Consider the following 23,213-nt stretch of genomic DNA (forward strand, 5'->3'; position numbering starts at 1 on the left):
GGCGCTTTACAAGTACTTGTAAAGCATTGATCGGTTGATAAGCTCCCTATTCTAAAAGGAATGGGGAGCTTATTTTTATTTTTGGTGTTGCCAATAATTAGGCTGGCAGTTACCATGTTAACATCATGACGTTCCCGAATAATCTTGAAGGAGTTTTGATATGACCAAGTATATCTTTGTAACAGGCGGCGTTGTCTCGTCCTTAGGTAAAGGCATCATTGCAGCATCTTTAGGCCGTCTGCTGAAAAATAGAGGCTTGAAAGTGACAATTCAAAAGTTTGATCCTTACATCAATATTGATCCCGGCACAATGAATCCTTATCAACACGGTGAAGTTTTTGTGACTGATGATGGGGCAGAAACTGACCTTGATCTTGGTCACTATGAACGTTTTATCGATGAAGATTTAAATCAATACTCCAATGTCACAACTGGTAAAATTTATAGTGAAGTGTTGCAAAAAGAACGGAATGGTGATTATTTAGGTGCGACGGTACAGGTTATTCCCCACATTACGGATGCACTGAAAGAAAAAATTACCCGGGCTGCTAAAACCACCGATTCAGACATTATCATCACTGAAATTGGTGGAACGGTTGGTGACATTGAATCACTGCCGTTTGTTGAAGCTATTCGACAAATGAAAGCTGACATGGGCCGGGACAATGTTTTATACATTCATGCCACATTAATCCCTTACTTACGGGCTGCTGGTGAAATGAAAACCAAACCAACACAGCATTCTGTTAATGAATTACGGGGAATGGGTGTTCAGCCTGATTTACTGGTGGTTCGTTCAGAAAAGCCGATTACACAAGAAATGCGGGATAAAATTGCCCTATTTTGTGATGTGGCACCAGAAGCTGTGATTGAATCATTGGATGTTGATACGTTATATCAGATCCCACTTAATCTCCAACAACAAAAAATGGATCAGATTGTCTTAAAACATTTTAAGATGACAGATGTTCCCGCGGCTGATATGAGTGAATGGCAGCAGCTATTACACCGTGTTCGTAATTTAAAAGGACAAGTTACCATTGCACTGGTTGGTAAATATGTTGCCTTACAAGACGCTTACATCTCAGTTACCGAAGCATTAAAACATGCTGGTTATTATTACAATCTCAACGTCAAAATCGTTAAATTTAATTCTGAAAAAGTAACGGAAGCAAATGTCGCTGACTTATTAGGTGATGTTGATGGTATTTTAGTGCCCGGTGGATTTGGCGACCGGGGGTTAGAAGGAAAAATTACTGCAATAAAATATGCCCGTGAAAATAACGTCCCATTTTTAGGCATTTGCTTAGGGATGCAAATGGCGTGCGTTGAATTTGCGCGGAATGTTGTCGGCCTTAAAGATGCTGGCTCAACAGAAACACATCCTGATGTTGCTGATCCAGTCATTTCATTAATGCCAGATCAAAATGCAGCAGAAAACTTAGGTGGTACTTTACGATTAGGCCTTTATCCTTGTGATTTGAAGCAAGGAACCGTGGCTGCTGCAGCTTATGATAACGTTGCCGAAATTGAAGAACGTCATCGTCACCGGTATGAGTTTAATAATCAATACCGGAAACAATTAGCAGATAAAGGGATGGTCTTTTCCGGTGTTTCTCCAGATCAGCGTTTAGTTGAAATCATTGAATTGCCGCAAAATGATTTCTTTGTGGCAGCACAGTACCACCCGGAGTTTTTATCGCGGCCTAACCGTCCAGAAGGGTTATACAAAGCGTTTATTCATGCTGCAAATCAATAATTTGTGCTTAAGCAGTGTCCTGATTTGATAAAAACAGGCACTGCTTTTTTGCTATCTGTTTTGTGGCTTATTCAAGCAAGTTCCTAACAATTAAAAATGGTTTAGTTTGGCACAGCGTTTTGTTGTATTATAATGAACATAGAAATCAATTCATCCTTCAATTGTGATTACAAAAAGATGCGCAACAGCGTTAGTTTTTTGTCCAGCAAACCGTAAAAATTGTCTAACCGATTGCGTTGGGGTATTGTAATTTGAAGTGACATTCTTTATCATTGAAATGATTATAATTAAAGTGAGGAAAGTAGCATATGAAAAAAATGAGGATCCAAGGTGGTAAGCCGCTATCCGGTACGGTGACGATCGGTGGCGCGAAAAATAGTACCGTTGCGTTGATCCCTGCATCGATCCTAGCTGATACACCGGTAACGCTGGACGGCGTACCTAAAATTCGGGATGTACATAATTTAATGTCAATCTTGAAGTCGATGCAGGTTTCGTCTACTTTTACCGCTGGCGTCCTCAAAATTGATCCCACTCACATTCAGCCGGTACCGTTACCCAATGGCCGCATTAAAAGCTTACGTGCTTCCTATTATTTTATGGGGGCATTATTAGGTAAATTCGGTGAGGCGATTGTGGGTCTGCCTGGCGGGGACGATATTGGTCCGCGGCCGATTGATCAGCACATTAAAGGTTTCGAAGCTTTAGGCGCACAGGTTACCAATGAACATGGGGCGATGTACATTAAAGCACCAGCTGGTGGTTTACATGGTGCGCGGATTTTTCTTGATATGGTGTCTGTTGGCGCCACCATTAATATTTTACTAGCTGCTGTTCGGGCTAAAGGTCGGACGATTATTGAAAATGCAGCTAAAGAACCAGAAATTATTGACTTAGCTACTTTTTTGAATAATATGGGTGCAAAAATTCGTGGTGTTGGGACGGATATTATCCGGATTACCGGAGTTGATCATCTAGTTGCCCATAATTCACACACAATTATCCCGGATCGAATTGAAGCCGGAACTTATTTGGCAATGGCGGCTGCAGTTGGTAATGGCGTCTTAGTTAAGAACATTATTCCTGAACATTTGGATGCCTTTTTAGCTAAATTAGAAGAGATGGGCGTGCAGTTGGATTATCACGAAGACAGTATTTATGTGCGCCCGTCCGATCATTTAAAGATGGTGCAGATTAAAACTGCCCCTTACCCTGGTTTTGCAACGGATTTGCAGCAGCCAATCACGCCTTTGATGTTAAAAGCGCGTGGCGAAGGGTTAATTATTGATACGATTTATCCTAAACGCGTCAAACATATTCCCGAATTAATTCGAATGGGCGCTAAGATCACCATTGAAAATGATGTGATTATTTTGCATCACGTGGATCAATTACTTGGTGCTGAAGTGTCAGCAGACGAAATCCGTGCTGGGGCTTGTTTAATGACCGCTGGTTTAATGGCAAAAGGGGAAACTGTGATCACCAATGTGGAGAATATTTTACGTGGTTATGATCAAGTGGTCGCTAAGCTCCGTCAGTTAGGGGCACGGGTTGAAATTATTGATGGTGTTGAACAGATTTCAATTAATTCCCAGCATTAATTTGCGGATTTAAGTTGCCACGGCTAGTTAATCTGGAAGCCGAATAATTCACGTTTGTGGATTATTCGGCTTTTATCCTTAATGGGACGAGATGTCGTTGCCGCTTAAAATGGGATTGCTAGTCATTAATTGTCTAGAATGGAGTGAGTCAATGAGCGATTTTTTGACCATGGGGGAATTGAAACATAAAACCCTTAAAGAAATTTATAAATATGCACGTCAATTTAAGATTTCATATTACAGTCAAATGAATAAAAAAGAATTGTCGTTGGCAGTTTTGCGAGCGCAGGCTAAAAAGCAAGGCTTTGTGTCCATGGCAGGTGTATTAGAAGTTGTCAGCGGTGAAGGCTTTGGTTTTTTACGTCCGATTAATTATGGCCCTTCTCAAGAAGATATCTACATTTCAGCTTCACAAATTCGTCGTTTCGAGTTACGGACTGGAGATCGAGTGGTTGGTCGTGCTCGGCCGCCTAAGGCCAATGAGCATTATTACGGGTTGATGCATGTTGATACAGTTAATGGTAAAGATCCAGAAACAGCCAAGCAGCGTCCACATTTTCCTGCTTTAACGGCACTTTATCCGCAAGAAAAAATGACATTGACAACGACACCTCAACGTTTAGCTCCGCGACTAATCGACCTTTTTGCGCCGGTTGGTTTTGGTCAGCGCGGGTTGATAGTGGCACCACCGAAAGCTGGGAAAACCAGTTTATTAAAGGCAGTAGCTAATGGCATTGCTCAAAATTATCCGGATGCTTATTTAATTGTGTTATTAATTGATGAACGACCAGAAGAAGTGACGGATATTGAGCGTTCAGTAAATGGTGAAGTGGTTTATTCTACTTTTGACCAGCAGCCAGCCAACCATACGCGAGTGGCAGAACTTGTTTTAGAGCGAGCTGAACGCTTAGTCGAAGGAAAACAAGATGTGGTGATTTTGTTAGATTCTATTACTCGGTTAACGCGGGCATATAATCTCACCACACCTTCTAGCGGCCGTACGCTGTCTGGTGGATTGGATCCGGCGGCGTTTTACCGGCCTAAACGTTTTTTTGGTGCGGCACGTAATATTGAAGAAGGGGGTAGTCTAACCATTTTGGCCACTGCACTAGTGGATACTGGCAGTCGAATGGATGATGTTATTTATGAAGAGTTTAAAGGTACTGGCAATTTAGAATTGCATTTGTCCCGGGAACTTTCTGAGCGGCGGATTTTTCCAGCACTTGACATCAAACAATCTGGTACTCGCAAAGAAGCATTATTGCTGGCAAAACCGGATTTAGATGTCCTTTGGCAGATTCGGCGTTCAATGCGTGGGGATGCCTTAGGTTACACCGAAGAATTATTACGACTTTTAAAGCGGACTAAAACGAATGCAGGATTTTTGCGGCAGCTTAAACGAAAGTTGGCACGAAATTCACAACACTAATTGCAAAATTAAAGTCACCATGTTATCCTTTATAAGTTGTATGACTAAATTATCTCTGTTTCGCAGACCAATAGTTTGCGGCAGCTTTTGCAAATCAAGTTGCTATACCTAGGCGGCTTGATCATGCAGCTATTGTGTATGATTCAGGGCAAAGGAGCGAAGAAACATGAAAAAAGGTATCCATCCAGATTACCATCCCGTTGTTTTCCGTGACTCACAGACTGGTTTCCAATTTTTATCTGGCTCAACCAAGACTTCTAACGAAACGGTTGAATGGGAAGACGGTAACACTTATCCATTAGTTTTAGTTGAAATTAGTTCGGATTCGCATCCATTCTACACCGGCAAGCAGAAATTCACGCAAGCCGATGGTGCGGTTGATCGGTTCAACAAAAAATATGGTTTTACTGATGCAAATAAAGCAGCAGACAAAAAATAACCAACGATTATGGTGGAGTTGTGGCAATTCAGTTTGTCATGACTCTTTTTTATTTTAATTAGATGAAGGGGTGACTAGTTTGAAAAATTGGCATTTTAGCGATTATTTACTGGTATTTGTTTTAGCTTCAATGATTATTTCATTAGGTTTGACGGTTAAAGCAATTTTAGCTACCAGCGGAGCAGCCCGGGAACAAGAATTATTTTTACTGTTAGAAATTATTTTAGGAATCGTCATTTTACTGCTTCCTCAAGGAGTTGCCTGGCTAGGTCACTTTGAATTGCCGGCTATTTTATATACGTTATTCATCGTTTTTATTTACGGTGCCGTGTATTTAGGCACGATTTACCACTTTTATAGTTTAGTACCACTGTGGGATAAATTACTGCATGTAGGTAGTGCCATGCTATTAGGGTGCCTAGGTTATGCACTATTTGGTCTTTTTACGCCGAAAAAACAATTACGGCAACTATCACCTTTTATGTTAAGTTTATTTGCGTTTACGTTTGGCTTAGCACTGGGCGTTTTCTGGGAATTTTATGAATTTACTTTCGATGGTTTATTAGGATTAAATATGCAGCGGTTTATGGTCGGCAATACGCTGCTACATGGCCGTGCCGCTTTGATGGATACCATGGGAGATTTATTTGCCGATGCGCTGGGAGCCTTAATCATTGTGATCATTGGCTATTGCGGGATTAAGCGTAATCCACGCTGGCTGGATAAATTCTTATTTCGTAAAAAATAAAGCGTGTGCCAGAAGCAATGCACTTTTGATTTTTAAAAATGCTAAACTTCATGGCTCACGCTATTTATTTTTTTGCCTTAATGGTTGTGTACTATACCAAACCCAAATTAAATTGACTAATTCTAAGAGTGCAGTGGCAAAGAAAACACCGCTATAGCCGAAGAAACCAGAAATGCTCGACCCGATTAACGGACCGGCTACTTGGCCGATGGACTGAAAGGATTGATTATAACTAAATAAGCGACCGGCGACGGTATGCGGCGCGTACTTAGCGAGCAGTGTTTGGACTGCTGGTAGTAAAGCGGCATCAGAAATGCCAACGACGATGCGCAAAAAAGCTAATTGCCAAACATTTTGAACAAAACCTTGGGGAAGGTAAATTAGCGTAGCCAAAAGCAGGCCTAACAATAAAATACGCTGAGTTCCGATATGATCCCCTAACTTACCAAATTGTGGTGCGGCGATCAAAGTCGCAATTCCAGGCAATGCTGCGACAATTCCGCTAATTAAAGGGACATTGCCTTGATTATGCATCAATTGGCGTACAAACAGACTAAGAATTGGACTGATTGAATTATTGGCTGCCATAATGATCATAGTAGTTACAAACATACCAATGATTAAATGTGGGTAAGGGAGCTGGTGCATGATCACGCCAACAGGTTGTTGCTGTTTTTTAGCTTGTGGCTGGAAAGTTTCGTGAACAAAAAATAAGCATAAAAAGAATCCAGCAGCCAACAAACTACCCGTAATTAAAAAAGTGACCCGGTACCCAAAAAGACCGGCGATGGTACCACCCAGTAATGGGCCAATCATCATCCCGGTTACACTACCAGTTGATAAAGTGCCCAGAGCTTGACCGCTTTTTGCACGGGGCGCTGAAGTGGCGATCAAGGCGTTGGCGTTACTAATAAAGCCAGAAAAAACGCCCTGCAATGTCCGTAGTGCAACCAGTTGATAAACGTTTGTGACAAACGCCATCGCTCCCATGACGATAGCCATACCAGCTGAGGCACGCAATAACATTAATTTGCGTCCTTTACGATCAGCTAACCGTCCCCACCAAGGTGAAATGACGGCTGTGACCAAGTAAGTTGCCGCATAAGTTAAGCCACTCCAAAAGTTTAATTGGATGTGGGAAAAATTGCCTAAAGTATCAATGTATAAGGACATAAATGGTAAAACTAGGCTGAAGCCCATCCCGGCCATGAAACAGCCAAACCAGAGCACGTATAAATTTTGCTGCCATTGTGGCCGTTTAGAAAGTGTTTTCGACAAATTTTCACCTTCTTTATTAATTCAAGTTAATTATATAGTAGCACGATTACTTAAAAGTGCCAGACTCGTTTTGCTACCGATTAATTTAATTGATGTGATATGATAAATAAACCAAGTCATTTACCTTAATGGTGAATTGACAAGCACCGAGTGGTTTGTCACACTTGAAATAAATTAAATGTCAGTTAGCTTAGGTCAGTTTAAAGAAAAGAGGGATTGGATGCTTTGGTTAATTTTAATTGTCATATTATTAGTTGCATTAGTCGTCATTGGCTACATTGGATTTTATAATGGCTTAGTCCGCAGCCGGAATTGGACGGATGAAGCTTGGAGTCAAATCGATGTTCAATTGAAGCGGCGTAATGATTTAATTCCTAATTTAGTTGAAACGGTTAAGGGTTACGCACAGCATGAACAAGCCACGCTTACACAAGTTATTGCTAAGCGTAATCAATTGACACAAGTTCCCAGCAGTGATCACCAACAGAAAATGGCAGCTTCAAATCAATTATCAGCGGCATTGAAAAGTATTTTTGCCTTATCAGAAAGTTATCCAGATTTAAAGGCGAATCAACAATTTGGACAACTAATGACTGAATTGACAACCACGGAAAATAAAATTGCTTATGCGCGCCAACTATATAATTCTAGTGCGGTAAACTACAATAATAAAATTCAAACTTTTCCGGGAAATGTCATTGCACCAGCACATAATTTCCAAAAAATTAATTATTTAGCAACGCCAGAAACAGAAAAACAAGCACCTAAAGTCTCGTTTTAATTTAAATTTTTTAGTAAAATCAAAGTGATGCGTGACTTTCACTTTGATTTTTATTTTTCAGTTTAAATTCCGCTGTCTTTAGTCGCTGTTCGTAGTACAATAATAGAAGTGTTGATGAATGGTTAATTGTGATTTGGAGTGGGATCATGAATGCTGATATTGTATACGTTCATTTAGAAACAGTTTCTAATTTAATATTGTCTTATGGTGTTAGCTTGCAAGATTTTGCTGGTGCTCTGCCCCGCGTCCCCAACCATTTATTGCTATTAACACCAGTAGATTTAGATGATGAAGTTGATCCACATACTGGTTTTAATGTGATTTCAGGCTCGCCGGCGGTTGCAGCTTATTTAACGGATTCCCACATTACCACTCGTAAGTGGATTGATTTTGCACATGCGCCTTATCTAGATGAAGTGACACCTAATGAGGTTGCCCAATTGCTTTATTTGGGGCATGCTTATACACATTTGGCCTCACCATTTTATTATAAATTACAAAATGATTATGTTTATTTAGATTTGCCGGATGGGACTGTGAAAACTTATTACCGCCATTTAAATCAATTTTATGTGGTTTTGAACCGCAGCTTAAAGCGCCATTTGCAAGAAAAATACCCCGATTTACGTTTCTTGTTCCGGCGGCGTTCGTTAATCCAAAATGTTGACCCAGCTATACTGCGGCAGCTAGAGCCATTATTCATTGACGGTGCGTTATTATCTTTTGAACATGTGGATATTCGTCAACGGCAGATTCACATTCCAATTTGGTATTTGAATAGTCATTTCAAAATTATGAACGATGATTGGCAAAATACAGATCAAGAACAAGTGGCAGAATTAATTTATGATCATGATCAGAAAAAATGGCGTTTAAACATTCTTAAGCCAGCGGCATTTAATCATTAGCTGGTGTTGCGCTTAATGGAATAGGAGGGCGCGTATGCAAATTTATCTACTTTATGGCGGCCAAAATGCGGAACATCATTTGTCGCTAGCTTCAGCTTTTGCAGTGATTCGCGCAATTTATTTTAAATTTTATTCAGTTTGCCCCATTTACATTACTAAAACTGGACAATGGTTAAAAGGTGCTACGCTACATGCGCCTTTAGCTACTGCTGCTCAGTTACGTTTGCAGGCTGGCAAAACCGCAACCTTTCAGGACCATGTAGCAACCGGGATTCCGATTCAACCAGGTGATTTAGCAGTTGATAATAGTGTGGTGTTTCCGTTGATGCACGGGCGAAATGCTGAAGATGGCACCATTCAAGGATTATTGCAATCGTTAGGGATTCCTTACATCGGTGACGGTGTTTTAGCCAGTGCAGTTGGTATGGATAAAATTGTTAGTAAAATGTTGTTTCAACAAACTGGGATCCCTCAAGCCCCTTATGTCCCCATATTAAAAGGTCAGTGGCAACAAGATAGTGAACGGCTTCTCAGTCGTTGTGAAGGCTCATTGCTTTACCCGATGTACGTTAAACCAGCCAATCTAGGCTCTAGTTTAGGTGTGCGACGTGTCGATAATCGCGCAACGCTTATCTCAGCTGTTGAGAATGCATTTGCTTTTGCTGGTCGTATCTTAGTTGAACAAGGTATTGTTGCGCGAGAAATTGAACTGGGCCTGCTGGGAGACGAAAAGCTGCAGTTTACGATTCCTGGTGAAGTGTTGGACCGGCAACGATTAAATCAGCGGACTGATGCAGCAACGCGTCAGCAGCAACGGTTAAAAATACCGGCGCAAATCACTGCCACTGCCTTAGCTAAAATGAAGCAGTATGCCCGAAAGGCTTATGCGATTATGGATGGGGCTGGTTTAGCACGGTGCGATTTCTTTTTAACGGCTAACGATGATGTTTTGCTGAATGAAATCAATACTATGCCAGTATTCGATCAATATGCGATGTATCCGCAATTATGGCAAAAGATGGGGTTAAGTAGTGGCGATTTAATTGATGAGTTAGTTAAATTGGCCCGCAAACGGTTTAAACGCCAGCAACAGCAAACAGCACAAGCTTAAGTGGTTGTCGCGTTTGTGATGTTCCGTTATGATAGGCGTATAACAAATCTTTGACTATTTTAATCAGTTTAAATCTAATATAGGAGCTTTTATCGATGAAAATGCAACTTGCAGAAATTGCACGTGCAGTCTCTGCGGAAAATGATTATCAACGTTGGCAGAATGTTGAAGTAACCAGCGTTGCTTTTGATTCACGCCGGTTAACTAACGGTGCGTTATTTGTTCCATTAGAAGCTGCAAATGACGGACACGATTACATTGGCAATGCACAGCAAAATGGGGCCGTTGCTGCTTTTTGGAAACTAGGCCATCCAGGTAAACCCACTGATTTTCCAATTTTAGAAGTCCGGGATCCATTGCAAGCTTTGCAAGCATTAGCAAAGTATTACTTAAATAAAGTGGACCCTAAGGTAATTGCCATTACTGGTAGTGATGGTAAAACCACGACTAAAGATATGACGGCTGCAATTTTAGCGCCGCACACTAATGTGGTTAAAACCCATGGAAACTTTAATAATGGGATTGGCGTGCCCATCACCTTATTAAATATGAGTACGAATACCGAAACGGTTGTATTAGAAATGGGAATGGATCGTCCAGGGCAGTTAGATTTTTTGAGCCGGCTAGTTGAGCCAGACATTGCGTTAATTACCATGATTGGTGAAGCGCACATTGAATTTTTTGGCAGTCGGGCAAAAATTGCTGACGCTAAAATGGAAATTACGAATGGCTTAAAAGAAGACGGTGTTTTAATTTATAATGGTGATGAGCCACTATTGCGGGAACGCGTCAGCCAAATTGACCAGCAGACACTGACATTTGGTCACCAACCAACCAATGATGTGTATCCAACAGCGATCACAACGGATAGTCGCCAAGTTGATTTTAAGCTAAAACAATTCCCTGAAGTGCAGTTTCATTTACCGATGTTAGGTACTTATAATGTGAATAATGCAATGGCTGCCATTAGTATTGGTCGTTTATTCCATGTGCAACCACAACAAATGCAAACTGCATTGGCACAAATGCAGCTTACAAAAAACAGAACGCAGTGGGTGACTGGTGCGTGTGGTGAGCAGATTTTAAGTGATGTTTATAATGCTAATCCTACTGCAATGTTAGCTGTCTTACGGGCTTTTTCGGTTGTACCAACCAAGGGACGGCACATTGTGGTGTTAGGCGACATGCTTGAATTAGGGGAACAGGCCGCTAAATTACATGCTGACATCGCTGCTGCAATTGATCCTAACTTAATTGATGAAGTGTATCTGTTAGGAGAACAAATGCAGCATCTTGCCAAACGCTTAACAACTGAAACCAAGATGACAAAACAAGTGCATTATTATCCTTTAGCCCAAAAAGCAAAGCTGATTCAAGCTTTAGTGGCTGATGTGACGGCTGATGACGTTATCTTACTTAAGGCAAGCAATGGCATTCATCTTGACCAAGTTTTACGGGCGTTACAAAAACCGACCGCTTAATTGAATAAAGTAGTGACTGGCTAATTCTTTTCATTAACATAAGTTGTGAAAAGGATTAGCTTTTTTACTTAAGTGGTCTGATTAAATTAGGATTATAAAAAGGATTTCATGAAAATGAATAAGCAGAAAAATTTGTTTTTACCTATTGTTCGTGATAACATAGTAAAGATACAAATTTGACCGCATATATTTTTGCAAGGCAGACGCGAATGGGATCGGGAACTGTTTTGCAAATTGTGTTTAACAGCCCCGAGGAGGAAACTAGTTGAAATTTACAGATTTAAATTTAGATTCAGATTTATTAAAGGCGATTCGCCGTCAAGGTTTTGAAGAAGCGACGCCTATTCAAGCAGAAACGATTCCTTTAGCTTTAAATGGTGACGATGTAATCGGCCAGGCACAAACTGGTACGGGTAAAACAGCAGCTTTTGGGTTATCCATTTTACAGCGGATTGATCAAGACAATCCCAATGTGCAGGCTTTGATTATTTCACCTACTCGCGAACTAGCCATTCAAACGCAAGAAGAACTTTATCGTTTAGGACAGGATAAAAAAGCCAAAGTACAAGTGGTCTATGGTGGTGCTGATATTGGCCGGCAGATCCGGGCTTTAAAGGCACATCCACAAATTGTTGTGGGAACGCCAGGCCGGTTGCAAGATCACATTAATCGGCGAACATTAAAATTAGCACACGTCCAAACTTTAGTGCTGGATGAAGCCGACGAAATGTTGGACATGGGCTTTTTAGATGATATTGAAAAAATCATTAAACAATTACCTGAACAACGGCAGACACTATTATTTTCCGCTACCATTCCCGCAGCGATCCGTAAAATTGCGGATCAGTTCATGCACGATCCCAAAATGGTTCGGATTAAAGCTAAAGAATTAACGGCGGATTTATTGGATCAATATTTCGTTCAAACAAAAGAGTTCGAAAAATTCAATGTGATGACCCGTTTGTTTGATGTTCAAAATCCTGAGTTGACTATCGTGTTTGGTCGGACTAAACGGCGGGTTGACGAATTATCAAAAGGCTTACGTGCGCGCGGGTACAACGCAGAGGGCATTCATGGTGACCTATCACAACAGAAACGAATGACGGTTTTAAAGTCATTTAAGGCTGGTAAATTAGATATTCTGGTCGCAACTGACGTAGCGGCTCGGGGATTAGATATTTCCGGTGTCACCCATGTTTATAATTATGATGTCCCCCAAGACCCAGATAGTTATGTCCATCGGGTTGGCCGGACCGCGCGTGCTGGGCATAAAGGCACGTCAATCACGTTTGTTACGCCAAACGAAATGGGCTACTTGCGGACAATTGAGAAATTGACACGCTTACGGATGCAACCTTTAAAGGCGCCAAGTGCAAAAGAAGCCTTTCAAGGACAGTTGTCATCTGCTACTAGTTCAATTCATGAATTAATTGATGGTGAAAACTTAACTAAGTATGAAGCTCAGGGCGAACAATTATTAGATGATTATACGCCACTACAGCTTGCTGCCGCATTACTGAAAACCATTAGTAAAGATGATGCAGCTGAAGTTCCCGTTAAAATCACGCCTGAGCGGCCTTTGCCACGGCGTAATGGTGGTCATCACAACGGTGGCCATCATCGCAATGGCGGTGGCTACCGTGGTAATCGGCGCTACGACCATAATCGTCATGGTGGCCATAGTCGTAGTCGCGGTCGCGAAAACCGTTATGATCGTAAAAAGCGTTTTTCCCATAAGAAGGGCAACCAAAATTACAGTGTTCGTAGCCACGGATAAATTAATTTAATGCGATTAAGAATCTCGTTCACAATTGAAACGAGGTTCTTTTTTTATGGCAAAAAATAAGTTGCAACACACCAACATTGTGCCGAATATACTTAATAGACGACGGATAAAAGATTAGGTGCTATCCTGAAAAAGAAAGCGGGATCATGTGGCAATGTTAGTTTTATGAAAATGCATGGTGTTGCTGAAAAGTAATGATGTAGGAGTGAGGTCAGTGCTAACTGTTAAGCAAATTGATGTTTACATTGGGAGAAAACAAATCATCAAGCAGGTGTCGTTTCAGGTTAAACCAGGAGAGATTGTAGGTTTAGTGGGTCCAAATGGTGCTGGTAAGACGACGATTATGAAGACCATTTTAGGACTGACTAAATTCAATGGCAAGATTACCGTGAATCAGCAAGCCATTACGGAAAATCATCATGCGCCGTTAGCTAAGGTGGGTGCTTTAATTGAACATCCAGCAATTTATCCTTTTTTGACCGGGTTGCAAAATTTACAATTATACAGTCAGGATCCTACTGATATGCGGCAATTGGTAACATTATTGCAAATGGATGCTTATATTAATACGAAAGCAAAAGGCTATTCGTTAGGAATGAAACAGAAGTTAGGCATTGCGATTGCGTTATTGAACCAACCAGATTTAGTGATTTTAGATGAGCCGATGAACGGTTTGGACGTGGAAGCGACAATCTCGATTCGTAAAATCATTAAACAGTATGCTGAACGAGGGACTGCTTTTTTGATTTCTAGTCACGTTTTAAGTGAATTGCAAAAGGTAATGACCCAAGTGATCTTGATTAATCACGGTAGCATGATTGTCAATCAAAATGTGGCCGCCTTTAACCAGCGGGCTCAAAAACAATATCAGCTGAATACGGTTGCCAATGCAGCAACGACTAAACTATTACAGGCGCACCAACTGACTTTTTCTAAAACTAAAACTGGATTTTTGGTGCCCCGGGAGGAAATTTTTGCCATACAGGATTTATTGGCGGCACAGCAGATTCATTTAAAAATGCTAGCGCCAGTGCAGCTTAATTTTGAACAGATTATTGTTGATCTTTTGGAACGACAACGGGGGCGGGAACATGAAAAAACGCTTAGCTGAAGAAATTTTCAAATTTCGCCACCAACCGGTAGCTTTGTATGGAACTTTAGCATTTGTTATCTTATTAATTTACACTGGCTTAAACGAAGGCGCAACGCCGCAGATGCTTGCACTGGGCTTTGGCACGAATCAATGGCTAGCTTTAGTTTTATTTGCATTGAGTTCGTCAATTTTTGCGATGGAATATCAACACGGGACGATTTTGATGTTGGTGTACAAAAGTTCAAGTCGTTTATCCCTTTATCTGGCTAAATTTTTAGTGGTTTTTCTTTATAGCGTTTTGTTAGCGGGAGTCAGCTTAGTCGTGACCTTTGGGTTAAAAATCATTTTAATCGGGGGTAAGTACAGCTGGGTAATGCCAATTAATGGGCACCAATCCTTGCTGACCGCGTTATTGCTAAATTTAGCTGGCACCTTAATTTATGGATTATTCATAATTAGTTTGGCGTTTATGTTGCTGATGCTAGTTAAACTTAATGTAGCAGTGGTAGGCATCGGTTTTGCGATTGGTTTTATCGGGACGTCACTTTCGCGGGCGTTTATTGGTGCTTTTCCGCAGTTAAGCGGAATTGCCAAGTGGAATCCGCTTAACATGATTTTTGTCAGTCAACAGTTAGCTGATCCCAAGTATGCCCGCTTATCGCTGTTGAGTAATTCGCAAATTATCCTGGCGACAATCCTTTATGCGTTGCTGTTTATGGTGATTGGTTTTAATTTGTTTAAGCGGCGGCGCGTTTAATGACAAAGGAGGGGAAGGTAAATGGCAGCAAGTCTTTATCAAGAATTTTATAAACTAGCTCACCGGAAAGTGATCTGGATTGCGCCAATCATTTTGTTAGGCTTAATGGTGCTGGCCGGGTATACCGTTGGCTATGGGGAAAGTAAGCTATTAACGGCATTGTCTTATGATTCGCATGATTGGATTATGTTTATTTTGGTGATTGTTGGGGCCACATTTTTTTCGATGGAATTTCAAAATAATGCCATTTTAACGTTACTATATAAAGCTTCCAGCAAGCTTTATGTTTACCTATCAAAATTAATTGTGTTGTTGGTCTATAATCTTTTTCTACACGGCTTAGCGCTGATTTTAACCGTGGTACTACGGTGGCTGCCGTTAAATAAACCTGTTGCTTGGACGACACTTTATCAATACCACCAGCCACTGTGGGAAAACATGCTAAAGGCTAGTGCGCTTGATTTAATCACCACCACATTGGTTATTAGTATTATTTTTCTATTATCTTGTTTAATTAACAATAATGCAGTGGTGGTGAGCGTCACCTTTTTACTAATTTTTATGGGCCAGTTTCTTTCCAGCAGTATTTTATTGGCAGGTAATCTATTTTCGTTAAATTTATTACCGCTAGTAAAATGGAATCCATTTAATATGCTGAATTTAACCGCGCAATACGTCAATTACATTACGTACCATGCAACTAGTCATTTAGAAACTGGGCAATTGCTGAATGGGGCGTTGCTATACGCGATAGGCTTCTTTATTTTGGGTTATTTGGTTTTTCGGAAGAAAAGATTTTAAGGGCCAGTATGGTTCCCCAGTTCAAACTAATAGAAAATTAAATTTGGCTGGGCACCCGTATTTGTTTGTGGTTTCACTTTTGCAATTACTGATTAAATTAAATTATTACCTGTTACAGTGGCAATCAGATTCACGCCCATCAATTTGTCGTTTAGATTGTGAAGCGTTATACTTAAGACATAACCTAAATAAGGAAGTGGCTAACAATGCAAAACAGAGTCCAAGGATCATGTACAACAGTTTTAGTCGGTAAAAATGCCTCCATTGATGGTTCTACGATTATTTCGCGAAACGATGATGGTCATGAAGCACTAGACCCTCAACGCTTTGACATTGTTAAACCAGAAGATCAACCACGCCATTATCAGTCAGTTCTTAGTGGGGTTAAAATTAAATTGCCAGATAACCCGCTAACTTATTCTTCAACGCCAAATGCCGTTTTAACAAGCGGGATTTGGCCGGCCGCTGGAATTAACAGTGAAAATATTGCGATGTCAGCGACAGAAACCATTACCACTAATTCACAAACTTTAGGTATTGATCCGCTTGAAGCTGGTGGAATCGGTGAAGAAGACTTAGTGACTTTAGTGTTGCCTTACATTCATAGCGCTAAGGAAGGGGTGCAGCGCCTAGGGGCTTTATTAGAAAAATATGGTACTTATGAACCTAACGGGATTGCATTTTCGGATAAAGATGAAGTTTGGTGGTTAGAAACTATCGGTGGCCACCACTGGGCTGCGGTACGAATCCCAGACGATGCTTACGTTGTAGCACCTAATCGGCGAAACATTGATCAATTTGACTTTGAATCTGAAGAAACATTGTGTTCAACAGATTTAAAAGAGCTTATTGAAACGTATCATTTAAATCCAGATCACGATGGCTATAATTTGCGGCATATTTTTGGTACTGCTTCCATTAAGGATACGGTTTATAATAATCCGCGGACTTGGTACGGTCAGCAATACTTCAATCCAGAAATTAAGCATGAGCCAATGGAACAAGATTTACCATTTATTTGCCGGGCTAACCGTAAAATTTCGATTGAAGATGTTAAATTTGTTTTGAGTGCACATTTTGAAAATACTAAGTATGATCCTTATGGTAATGGCACAGAAGTTGAAAAAACACTGTTCCGCCCAATTGGGATTAACCGGAACCATAACGTTCATATTTTACAAATTCGTAATGACGTTCCTGCAGAGATTGCGGGAATCCACTGGCTAGCTTATGGTGCGAACACCTTTAATGCAGTTGTACCATTTTATGCTAATGTGCTTGACACCCCAAGCTGCTATAAGGATGCGACTGGCACCTTTGATTTAAACAATATGTACTGGTTAAGTTGCACAACGGCATTGTTAGGGGATACAGACTATAATTTATACGTTGATTTGAAGAACACTTTTGAACTTGAAACCATGGCTGTTTTCCATAAGATTCAGCACGAAACAGACAAAGCAGTTGCTGGGCAGCAAGATGTGCACCAATTCTTGCAGGCAGCCAATGAGAAGTTAGCTAAAGAAGCTTTACAGTGGCAGACTAAGCTATTAGGTGACATGGTCGTTTTAGGCTCTGCTAACATGAAGTTGCGCTACAACTTAAATGATTAACCGTTTGGATGATTAGTTGTTAAATTAAGAGTTGAATCGGCACCAGAAAGATGAGCATGACTGGCAGATTGTGAGTTGTGCTGAGCTTCTGGTGTCTTTTCATTTTAAATTTTACATTCGTTTGATGGCTATTTTAGTTGTTAATGGGTTATAGTGAAATGTGTAAAGCCATGATAATTAAAGGAGAGATAGCATGAAGTACGATTTTGAACACACCAATGGCACGAGATATGGTACAGGCTCTGGCAAGTGGCAAGCCATTGAAGATACTTTACATAGTCGGCCACAAGACATCGTTCCGTTGTCTGTTGCCGATATGGAGTTTAAAACGGCACCGGAAATTGTGAATGGGGTAAAAGATGCACTGGAAAATACAGTACTAGGGTATTATCAACCAACACCGGCGTATTACAAGGCAGTTGGGGATTGGATGAAAAACCGCCATCATTGGCAAATTAAGCCAGAATGGATTGTTAACACAGACGGCATCGTCCGGGCTTTTCATGTTGCAGTCCGCGCTTATACAAAGCCTGGTGAAGGAGTTATTTTGATGACGCCAGTTTATTATCCAATGTACCATGCCATTCAATATAATCAGCGCCAATTAGTTGAAAATCCGTTGATTGATGCTGGCGATCATTATGAAATTGATTGGGCTGATTTTGAACAAAAATGTCAAGATCCTAACGTGACGATGTTTTTGATGTGCAGTCCGCATAATCCCGGGTCACGTCTATGGACAAAAGCAGAACAAGAAAAAATTTTTGCCATTTGCCAAGCCAACCATGTGTTAGTGGTTGTGGATGAAATTCATAATGATTTAGTGATGCCGGGACACCAGCATGTGATGTTCCCGACCATTTCAAAAGCAGCAGAGCAAAATTGTGTTGTGATGACTGCACCGTCGAAAACGTTTAATTTAGCTGGTTTCCAGACTTCTAATATTATTATTCCAAATGAAAACTTGCGGCAGCAGTTTTTGGCTATTTTGTATCAAGGGACACCAGGACCAAATTGCAATTATTTAGGGTATAAAGCTTGTTATTACGCTTATACGCAAGGAGCTGCTTGGTTAGATCAATGCCTCCAAGTCATTCAACATAATTACCAGCTAGTCGCTGATTTTATGCAGCAGAATTTCCCGCAAATCAAAGTGTTTAAGCTGGAAGCGTCCTATTTACTGTGGATGAACTGGAATGGTTTAAATTTGGATTATAAAGAATTACAGCGAATTAACCAACAAGAGGCTAAATTATTTTTCGATGAAGGTGCAATGTTTGGTAAAGCAGCGCAAGGCTTTGAACGTTGGAATTTAGCTGAACCAACGCACTATGTTGAAGAAGCATTACAACGGATGAAACAAGCTTATGCTAAATATGTTGATTAGATGCAATGACTGAAATCAAAAAAACAGCTAACTCAGGTTTAATAAAACTGTGAGTTAGCTGTCTTTTTGTAATTGATTTAAACTAATAATAGTGGGTTAATCCCAAGTCTGAACAGCATCAACGTAAGCATTTGGCTTATGGCCAGCATGCCAAGCAAAATCTTTATACCAAAGGCTTCGCTGGCCTTTATCAAGTTGCTTGATCGTTGCCATGTCCTCAGTCGTCAGTGTGAAATCATTGATTTGACTATTCGCAACAATACGTTCAACATGGGTAGATTTAGGAATGGTAATGACACCCATTTGCTTATCGAAGCGAAGAATGATTTGAGCAACAGATTTGTTATATTTAGTTGCCAGCTTTTTGATGGTAGGGTTGCTCAATGCTTCGCCACCACCTAATGGTGACCAAGCTTCCATCTGGATCCCTTTAAGATTCATGTAGGATAAAATGTCTTTTTCTTGGTTAATCGGATTAAATTCCATTTGGTTAATAGCCGGTGTGATATCACTATGAGCTAGTAAAGTTTTTGTATGTTCGATATCAAAATTAGAAATGCCAATGGCCCGAACTCTGCCATCACGGTAGAGTTTTTCTAATGCTTTCCAAGTGTCGATGTACTTGTTATCCACTGGCCAGTGAATCAGGTAAAGATCAAGGTAAGAAAGCTGTAATTTTTGCAATGTTTTTTCAAAATTACGTAAGGTGCTGTCATACCCTTGATCGCCATTAAAAACTTTTGTTGTGATAAAGAGATCTTTACGGTTTAAGCCATTTTCTAAGATACCGCGTTTAATACCAGCGCCAACACCGGCTTGATTACCATACTGCTTAGCAGTGTCAATCAGCCGATAACCATGTTTAATGGCTTGTGCAACAGATTCTTCTGCTTGTTCATTAGCGGTTTTCCAAACGCCTAAACCTAATTTGGGCATTAAGACACCATTGTTAAGCTTAGTCGTTTCTTGTAAAATGCTATTTGCCAATTTGCTCACCCTTTATTAATAAATTAGTCAGTCTAATGCTGACTAGCCTACATTTAGTTTAACACGATTCAAGTCTAATCGGGATTACTTGGCTTCGTAGATAGCTAGTTTGCCTTGAACAATTTGTTCACACAAATCAGGGTAACTGATACCAGCTGCAGCTGCTTCCTGAGGTAATAAGGAAAGTGGTGTCATGCCAGGTAGTGAATTACCCTCAATGACATAGATGCCATTGTCATTCCAGAAAAAGTCGATCCGGCCATAATTGATTAAGCCTAGTACGGACATGGTTTCAACAGCAATGGCTTGCATTTTCCGGTGAACATCATCTGGAATATCTGGTGGTGTTTGAAAGCCAGTTTGGTTTTCTTGAAATTTGTGTTCAAAATCATACCAGCCATCTTTGACAATAATTTCGATTGCAGGCATCGCGATTCCATTAACGACACCTAAAGAAAATTCTCGGCCTTTGATGTATTCTTCAATGACTACTTCATCGTCAAAACGAAAAGCATCAGGTAACGCTGTTTCGAGTTCTTTTTGATTGTGGACGATCTGCATCCCAATACTAGAGCCACCATTTGAAGGTTTAACCACCGCCGGGAAGTCAAAAGGCAGTTGTGGCGTGGTTTTACCTTGTTTGACTGCTACATAACCAGCAGTTTTAATCTGATTATGTAACAATAATTCTTTCGAGATTTTTTTATCCATGGTGACACCAGAAGCTAAAGGCCCGCTTCCTGTATAGCGGATATCAAAAAGATCAAAAACAGCTTGTACTTTCCCGTTTTCACCATCTTCGCCGTGTAAAGCTAAGAAAACCATGTCAGCTGCCCGGCAAATTTTGAGTACATTTTTGCCAAATAAGCCTTTAGTGCCATCTTTTCTCAGGGCATTGATAGTTTGATCGGTTAAAATTTCATCACTAATGGCATAGCCAAGTGACTTTGTTGTTGCGGCGTCCCGCTGAAAAACTTCATCGACGGTTTTAACATCATGTAAATCATCACCTAAGAACAGATCGATTAACACAGCTGCGTGGCCTTTTTCCCGCAGTGCGTTAGTAATCATGGCACCCGATGACAACGAAACATTACGTTCTGGGCTGCGTCCACCCGCGAGTACAACAATTTTCATAATTAAGCCTCCGTATTATATTGAACCTAAAGTTTACCACAAAAACGCAGCAAGCGGTAGTTGCAAGCGCTTATTTGTTAAAATTTGACATTCACTGTGTTTTGTTTTATTTCTGGCACAGTTTCATGCAGGGGTGCTTAAAATTTGCTAAAATAAAAGTGTGGTATTGTCTAAGTAACAGCTGCTATTATTTTAACAAAACAAATGAGCTAAAAACAATTTTATACTAAGCTTTAATTTGAAGGAGGGAGTAATGCATCAGTGATTTATGGTGTGGGAATTGATATTACAGATATTGCGCGGATTAAAGCTGCGCAAAAGCGAAATTCACGTTTTAAACGGCGAATTTTAACTCAGGCTGAGTTGGCAGTTTATGAAACTTTAACCGCAAAGCGGCAAGCTGAATATTTAGCAGGGCGTTTTTCAGTTAAAGAATCTTTTAGTAAAGCGTTAGGAACAGGTTTTCGCAATCTCAGTTTTTTAGAGATTGAAGTTTTAGATAATGCCAACGGACAACCACTTGCCACAAAAAGCCCTTTTTCTGGTCGAGTGCTGATTTCAATTTCACACACCAAAACGTTGGTTATGACAGAAGTTATTTTAGAAAGAAGAATGAACGAATGATTAGTGGGACACATCGCCCAGCACAAATAATCATTGATCGCCAAGCCATTAAAACAAACATTCAAACAGCTATTGCCCATTTACCAGCGCATACTGAGTTGTGGGCAGTAGTTAAGGCCAACGCTTACGGTCATGGATTGCTGCAAGTAGCAGCAACGGCTAGTCATGCGGGCGCCACTGGCTTTTGTGTTGCCATTTTGGATGAAGCATTGGCATTACGCCAAGCTGGTTTTACGGAACCGATTTTAGTTTTAGGTATCACTAGTCCAGAATATGCCAGTCTGGCTGCTACTCAAACAATTTCGTTAACTGTGGGTTCGCAAGCCTGGTTGACGGCAGCTTTAGCGCAATTAGCTAAAGCTCCTGCTGCAAATCCCCTAAAAATTCATTTTGCTGTTGACAGCGGGATGGGGCGAATTGGGTTTCGTGAACCAACAGCGCTAGCAATGGCGGAAAAAATGGTTCGGCAACATTCGCAACTTGAGTTAACTGGCTTGTATACTCACTTTGCCACAGCTGATGAAGCAGATTCAGCCTATTTTAAACAACAAGTACACCACTTTAAGCAATTTAAAAAGGCTTTAAAAACGTTGCCGCGTTATGTGCATGTTGCCAATTCTGCTACTAGTTTATGGCACCAAGCTTGTGCTGGTAATTTAGTCCGACTTGGCGTTGCCTTATACGGTCTGAATCCTTCTGGTAGTGATCAAGCACTACCTTACCCGCTGCAACCAGCACTGAATTTAGAAACAGAATTAGTATTTGTTAAACAAGTGACAGCTGGGAGTAAAATTGGCTATGGTGCAACTTATCAAGCAAGTCAAACAGAATGGATTGGAACGGTGCCTTTAGGCTATGCAGATGGCTGGCAGCGGCGGTTGCAAGGCTTTCATGTACTGGTAGCAGGTCAATTTTGTGAAATTGTTGGCCGCATTTGTATGGATCAATTTATGATTCGCTTGCCCCAAAAATTTCCGGTGGGCACAAAAGTGACGTTGATCGGGCAAAATGGTGGCCAAACAATAAGTTTACAAGACGTGGCTAATTTTGCTAAGACGATTCATTATGAAATTGCTTGTAACTTCACTGATCGTTTACCACGTGTTTATTTGCCGGAAAACTAATCACTACCCAAATTGTCTTTTATTTCACGAGTTAGCGTGGTATTATGATAGGGATAATATCTTGTATTGATGAGCTTATGGGGGTCATAGCAGTGAAAATGAAAACAAAGCAGCGCTTAGCAGCAACTTGTGATCAATCGACATTGGCCAAGGTTGATTTGTTTTGTGATTATTATGGAATCAGTGAAAATGACTTAGCAGATGATGCCACAATCGCTTTTCTTAAAGCACACCAATCAAAGTTAGATACACTTGCACATGGATATGTGGAGATGGCATCTTTAAATACAGAAATTGCTGCTGAATTCTGCAATTGTGAAGAAGAGGCCGCACTCCACATCCGTTAATTTAACGGGGATCAGTTAGGAG

The 23,213-nt window shown here is 40.6% G+C and carries 21 protein-coding genes; 18 read left to right on the forward strand and 3 right to left on the reverse strand.

Annotation, left to right across the window (positions count from 1 at the left end; all coding sequences use genetic code 11):
- Positions 1–160: 160 nt before the first annotated feature.
- From FC24_RS01345 to FC24_RS01365, 5 genes are all read left to right on the forward strand, one after another.
- Positions 161–1,759, forward strand: coding sequence for a CTP synthase (locus FC24_RS01345; RefSeq protein ID WP_057873075.1), 1,599 nt, complete (start codon positions 161–163; stop codon positions 1,757–1,759).
- A gap of 308 nt (positions 1,760–2,067) precedes the next feature.
- Entirely contained in the window at positions 2,068–3,360 is a 1,293-nt protein-coding gene (locus FC24_RS01350) for a UDP-N-acetylglucosamine 1-carboxyvinyltransferase (protein ID WP_057873076.1), read from the forward strand.
- 151 nt (positions 3,361–3,511) lie between these two features.
- Entirely contained in the window at positions 3,512–4,789 is a 1,278-nt protein-coding gene (gene rho, locus FC24_RS01355; RefSeq protein ID WP_057873077.1) for a transcription termination factor Rho, read from the forward strand.
- 166 nt (positions 4,790–4,955) lie between these two features.
- Complete coding sequence (locus FC24_RS01360; RefSeq protein ID WP_057873078.1) at positions 4,956–5,228, forward strand: type B 50S ribosomal protein L31; 273 nt, start codon at positions 4,956–4,958, stop codon at positions 5,226–5,228.
- A gap of 79 nt (positions 5,229–5,307) precedes the next feature.
- Entirely contained in the window at positions 5,308–5,976 is a 669-nt protein-coding gene (locus tag FC24_RS01365) for a DUF2238 domain-containing protein (RefSeq protein ID WP_057873079.1), read from the forward strand.
- A gap of 60 nt (positions 5,977–6,036) precedes the next feature.
- On the opposite strand, the gene FC24_RS01370 is transcribed toward FC24_RS01365, so the two are convergent.
- Positions 6,037–7,254, reverse strand: coding sequence for a multidrug efflux MFS transporter (locus FC24_RS01370; protein WP_057873080.1), 1,218 nt, complete (start codon positions 7,252–7,254; stop codon positions 6,037–6,039).
- 220 nt (positions 7,255–7,474) lie between these two features.
- Here FC24_RS01370 and FC24_RS01375 point away from each other — a divergent pair, with 220 nt between their 5' ends.
- From FC24_RS01375 to FC24_RS01420, 10 genes are all read left to right on the forward strand, one after another.
- Positions 7,475–8,035, forward strand: a complete 561-nt coding sequence (locus FC24_RS01375; protein ID WP_057873081.1) for a LemA family protein — start codon at positions 7,475–7,477, stop codon at positions 8,033–8,035.
- Between the two features lie 146 nt (positions 8,036–8,181).
- The gene (locus tag FC24_RS01380) at positions 8,182–8,943 is read left to right on the forward strand and encodes a hypothetical protein (protein WP_057873082.1); all 762 of its coding nucleotides are present in this window, start codon (positions 8,182–8,184) and stop codon (positions 8,941–8,943) included.
- A gap of 34 nt (positions 8,944–8,977) precedes the next feature.
- Entirely contained in the window at positions 8,978–10,054 is a 1,077-nt protein-coding gene (locus FC24_RS01385) for a D-alanine--D-alanine ligase family protein (protein WP_057873083.1), read from the forward strand.
- 95 nt (positions 10,055–10,149) lie between these two features.
- Positions 10,150–11,535: a UDP-N-acetylmuramoyl-tripeptide--D-alanyl-D-alanine ligase gene (locus FC24_RS01390; RefSeq protein WP_057873084.1), complete on the forward strand. Its 1,386-nt coding sequence runs from the start codon at positions 10,150–10,152 to the stop codon at positions 11,533–11,535.
- A gap of 265 nt (positions 11,536–11,800) precedes the next feature.
- A complete protein-coding gene (gene cshA, locus FC24_RS01395) occupies positions 11,801–13,312 on the forward strand; it encodes a degradosome RNA helicase CshA (protein ID WP_057873085.1) in 1,512 nt (503 codons plus the stop codon).
- A 223-nt stretch (positions 13,313–13,535) separates the two neighbouring features.
- Positions 13,536–14,432, forward strand: a complete 897-nt coding sequence (locus tag FC24_RS01400) for an ABC transporter ATP-binding protein (RefSeq protein ID WP_057873086.1) — start codon at positions 13,536–13,538, stop codon at positions 14,430–14,432.
- Positions 14,413–15,171, forward strand: a complete 759-nt coding sequence (locus FC24_RS01405) for an ABC transporter permease (RefSeq protein ID WP_057873087.1) — start codon at positions 14,413–14,415, stop codon at positions 15,169–15,171. Before FC24_RS01400 ends, FC24_RS01405 begins: the two co-directional genes overlap by 20 nt.
- Before the next feature lie 21 nt (positions 15,172–15,192).
- The gene (locus tag FC24_RS01410; RefSeq protein ID WP_057873088.1) at positions 15,193–15,972 is read left to right on the forward strand and encodes an ABC transporter permease; all 780 of its coding nucleotides are present in this window, start codon (positions 15,193–15,195) and stop codon (positions 15,970–15,972) included.
- A gap of 206 nt (positions 15,973–16,178) precedes the next feature.
- The gene (locus tag FC24_RS01415) at positions 16,179–17,585 is read left to right on the forward strand and encodes a C69 family dipeptidase (RefSeq protein WP_057873089.1); all 1,407 of its coding nucleotides are present in this window, start codon (positions 16,179–16,181) and stop codon (positions 17,583–17,585) included.
- 193 nt (positions 17,586–17,778) lie between these two features.
- Complete coding sequence (locus tag FC24_RS01420; protein WP_057873090.1) at positions 17,779–18,972, forward strand: MalY/PatB family protein; 1,194 nt, start codon at positions 17,779–17,781, stop codon at positions 18,970–18,972.
- A 96-nt stretch (positions 18,973–19,068) separates the two neighbouring features.
- On the opposite strand, the gene FC24_RS01425 is transcribed toward FC24_RS01420, so the two are convergent.
- Complete coding sequence (locus tag FC24_RS01425; protein ID WP_420805244.1) at positions 19,069–19,968, reverse strand: aldo/keto reductase; 900 nt, start codon at positions 19,966–19,968, stop codon at positions 19,069–19,071.
- Between the two features lie 75 nt (positions 19,969–20,043).
- Positions 20,044–21,096 carry a D-alanine--D-alanine ligase family protein gene (locus tag FC24_RS01430; protein WP_057873091.1) on the reverse strand — a complete coding sequence of 351 codons (1,053 nt, stop codon included), beginning with the start codon at positions 21,094–21,096 and terminating at the stop codon, positions 20,044–20,046.
- A 261-nt stretch (positions 21,097–21,357) separates the two neighbouring features.
- On the opposite strand from FC24_RS01430, the gene acpS reads away from it, so the two are divergent.
- The 3 genes from acpS (at position 21,358) to FC24_RS01445 (ending at position 23,191) form a co-directional block, all read left to right on the forward strand.
- Positions 21,358–21,720, forward strand: a complete 363-nt coding sequence (acpS, locus tag FC24_RS01435) for a holo-ACP synthase (protein WP_057873092.1) — start codon at positions 21,358–21,360, stop codon at positions 21,718–21,720.
- Entirely contained in the window at positions 21,717–22,844 is a 1,128-nt protein-coding gene (gene alr, locus FC24_RS01440) for an alanine racemase (RefSeq protein WP_057873093.1), read from the forward strand. Before acpS ends, alr begins: the two co-directional genes overlap by 4 nt.
- A 98-nt stretch (positions 22,845–22,942) precedes the next feature.
- On the forward strand, positions 22,943–23,191 hold the full coding sequence (locus FC24_RS01445) for a hypothetical protein (protein WP_235807290.1): 249 nt from the start codon (positions 22,943–22,945) through the stop codon (positions 23,189–23,191).
- Positions 23,192–23,213: the final 22 nt, after the last annotated feature.

The organism is Loigolactobacillus rennini DSM 20253, assembly GCF_001436505.1.
Classification (GTDB): Bacteria; Bacillota; Bacilli; order Lactobacillales; family Lactobacillaceae; genus Loigolactobacillus; species Loigolactobacillus rennini.

Bases quoted from the DNA above. Each gene is read 5' to 3' on its own strand.
- FC24_RS01385 (WP_057873083.1), top strand. From the start codon at position 8,978: ATGCAAATTTATCTACTTTATGGCGGCCAAAATGCGGAACATCATTTG.
- alr (WP_057873093.1), top strand. From the start codon at position 21,717: ATGATTAGTGGGACACATCGCCCAGCACAAATAATCATTGATCGCCAA.
- rho (WP_057873077.1), top strand. From the start codon at position 3,512: ATGAGCGATTTTTTGACCATGGGGGAATTGAAACATAAAACCCTTAAA.
- FC24_RS01405 (WP_057873087.1), top strand. From the start codon at position 14,413: ATGAAAAAACGCTTAGCTGAAGAAATTTTCAAATTTCGCCACCAACCG.
- FC24_RS01420 (WP_057873090.1), top strand. From the start codon at position 17,779: ATGAAGTACGATTTTGAACACACCAATGGCACGAGATATGGTACAGGC.
- FC24_RS01380 (WP_057873082.1), top strand. From the start codon at position 8,182: ATGAATGCTGATATTGTATACGTTCATTTAGAAACAGTTTCTAATTTA.
- FC24_RS01430 (WP_057873091.1), bottom strand. From the start codon at position 21,096: ATGAAAATTGTTGTACTCGCGGGTGGACGCAGCCCAGAACGTAATGTT.
- FC24_RS01415 (WP_057873089.1), top strand. From the start codon at position 16,179: ATGCAAAACAGAGTCCAAGGATCATGTACAACAGTTTTAGTCGGTAAA.
- FC24_RS01360 (WP_057873078.1), top strand. From the start codon at position 4,956: ATGAAAAAAGGTATCCATCCAGATTACCATCCCGTTGTTTTCCGTGAC.
- FC24_RS01445 (WP_235807290.1), top strand. From the start codon at position 22,943: ATGAAAACAAAGCAGCGCTTAGCAGCAACTTGTGATCAATCGACATTG.
- FC24_RS01345 (WP_057873075.1), top strand. From the start codon at position 161: ATGACCAAGTATATCTTTGTAACAGGCGGCGTTGTCTCGTCCTTAGGT.
- FC24_RS01350 (WP_057873076.1), top strand. From the start codon at position 2,068: ATGAAAAAAATGAGGATCCAAGGTGGTAAGCCGCTATCCGGTACGGTG.
- FC24_RS01390 (WP_057873084.1), top strand. From the start codon at position 10,150: ATGAAAATGCAACTTGCAGAAATTGCACGTGCAGTCTCTGCGGAAAAT.
- FC24_RS01410 (WP_057873088.1), top strand. From the start codon at position 15,193: ATGGCAGCAAGTCTTTATCAAGAATTTTATAAACTAGCTCACCGGAAA.
- FC24_RS01375 (WP_057873081.1), top strand. From the start codon at position 7,475: ATGCTTTGGTTAATTTTAATTGTCATATTATTAGTTGCATTAGTCGTC.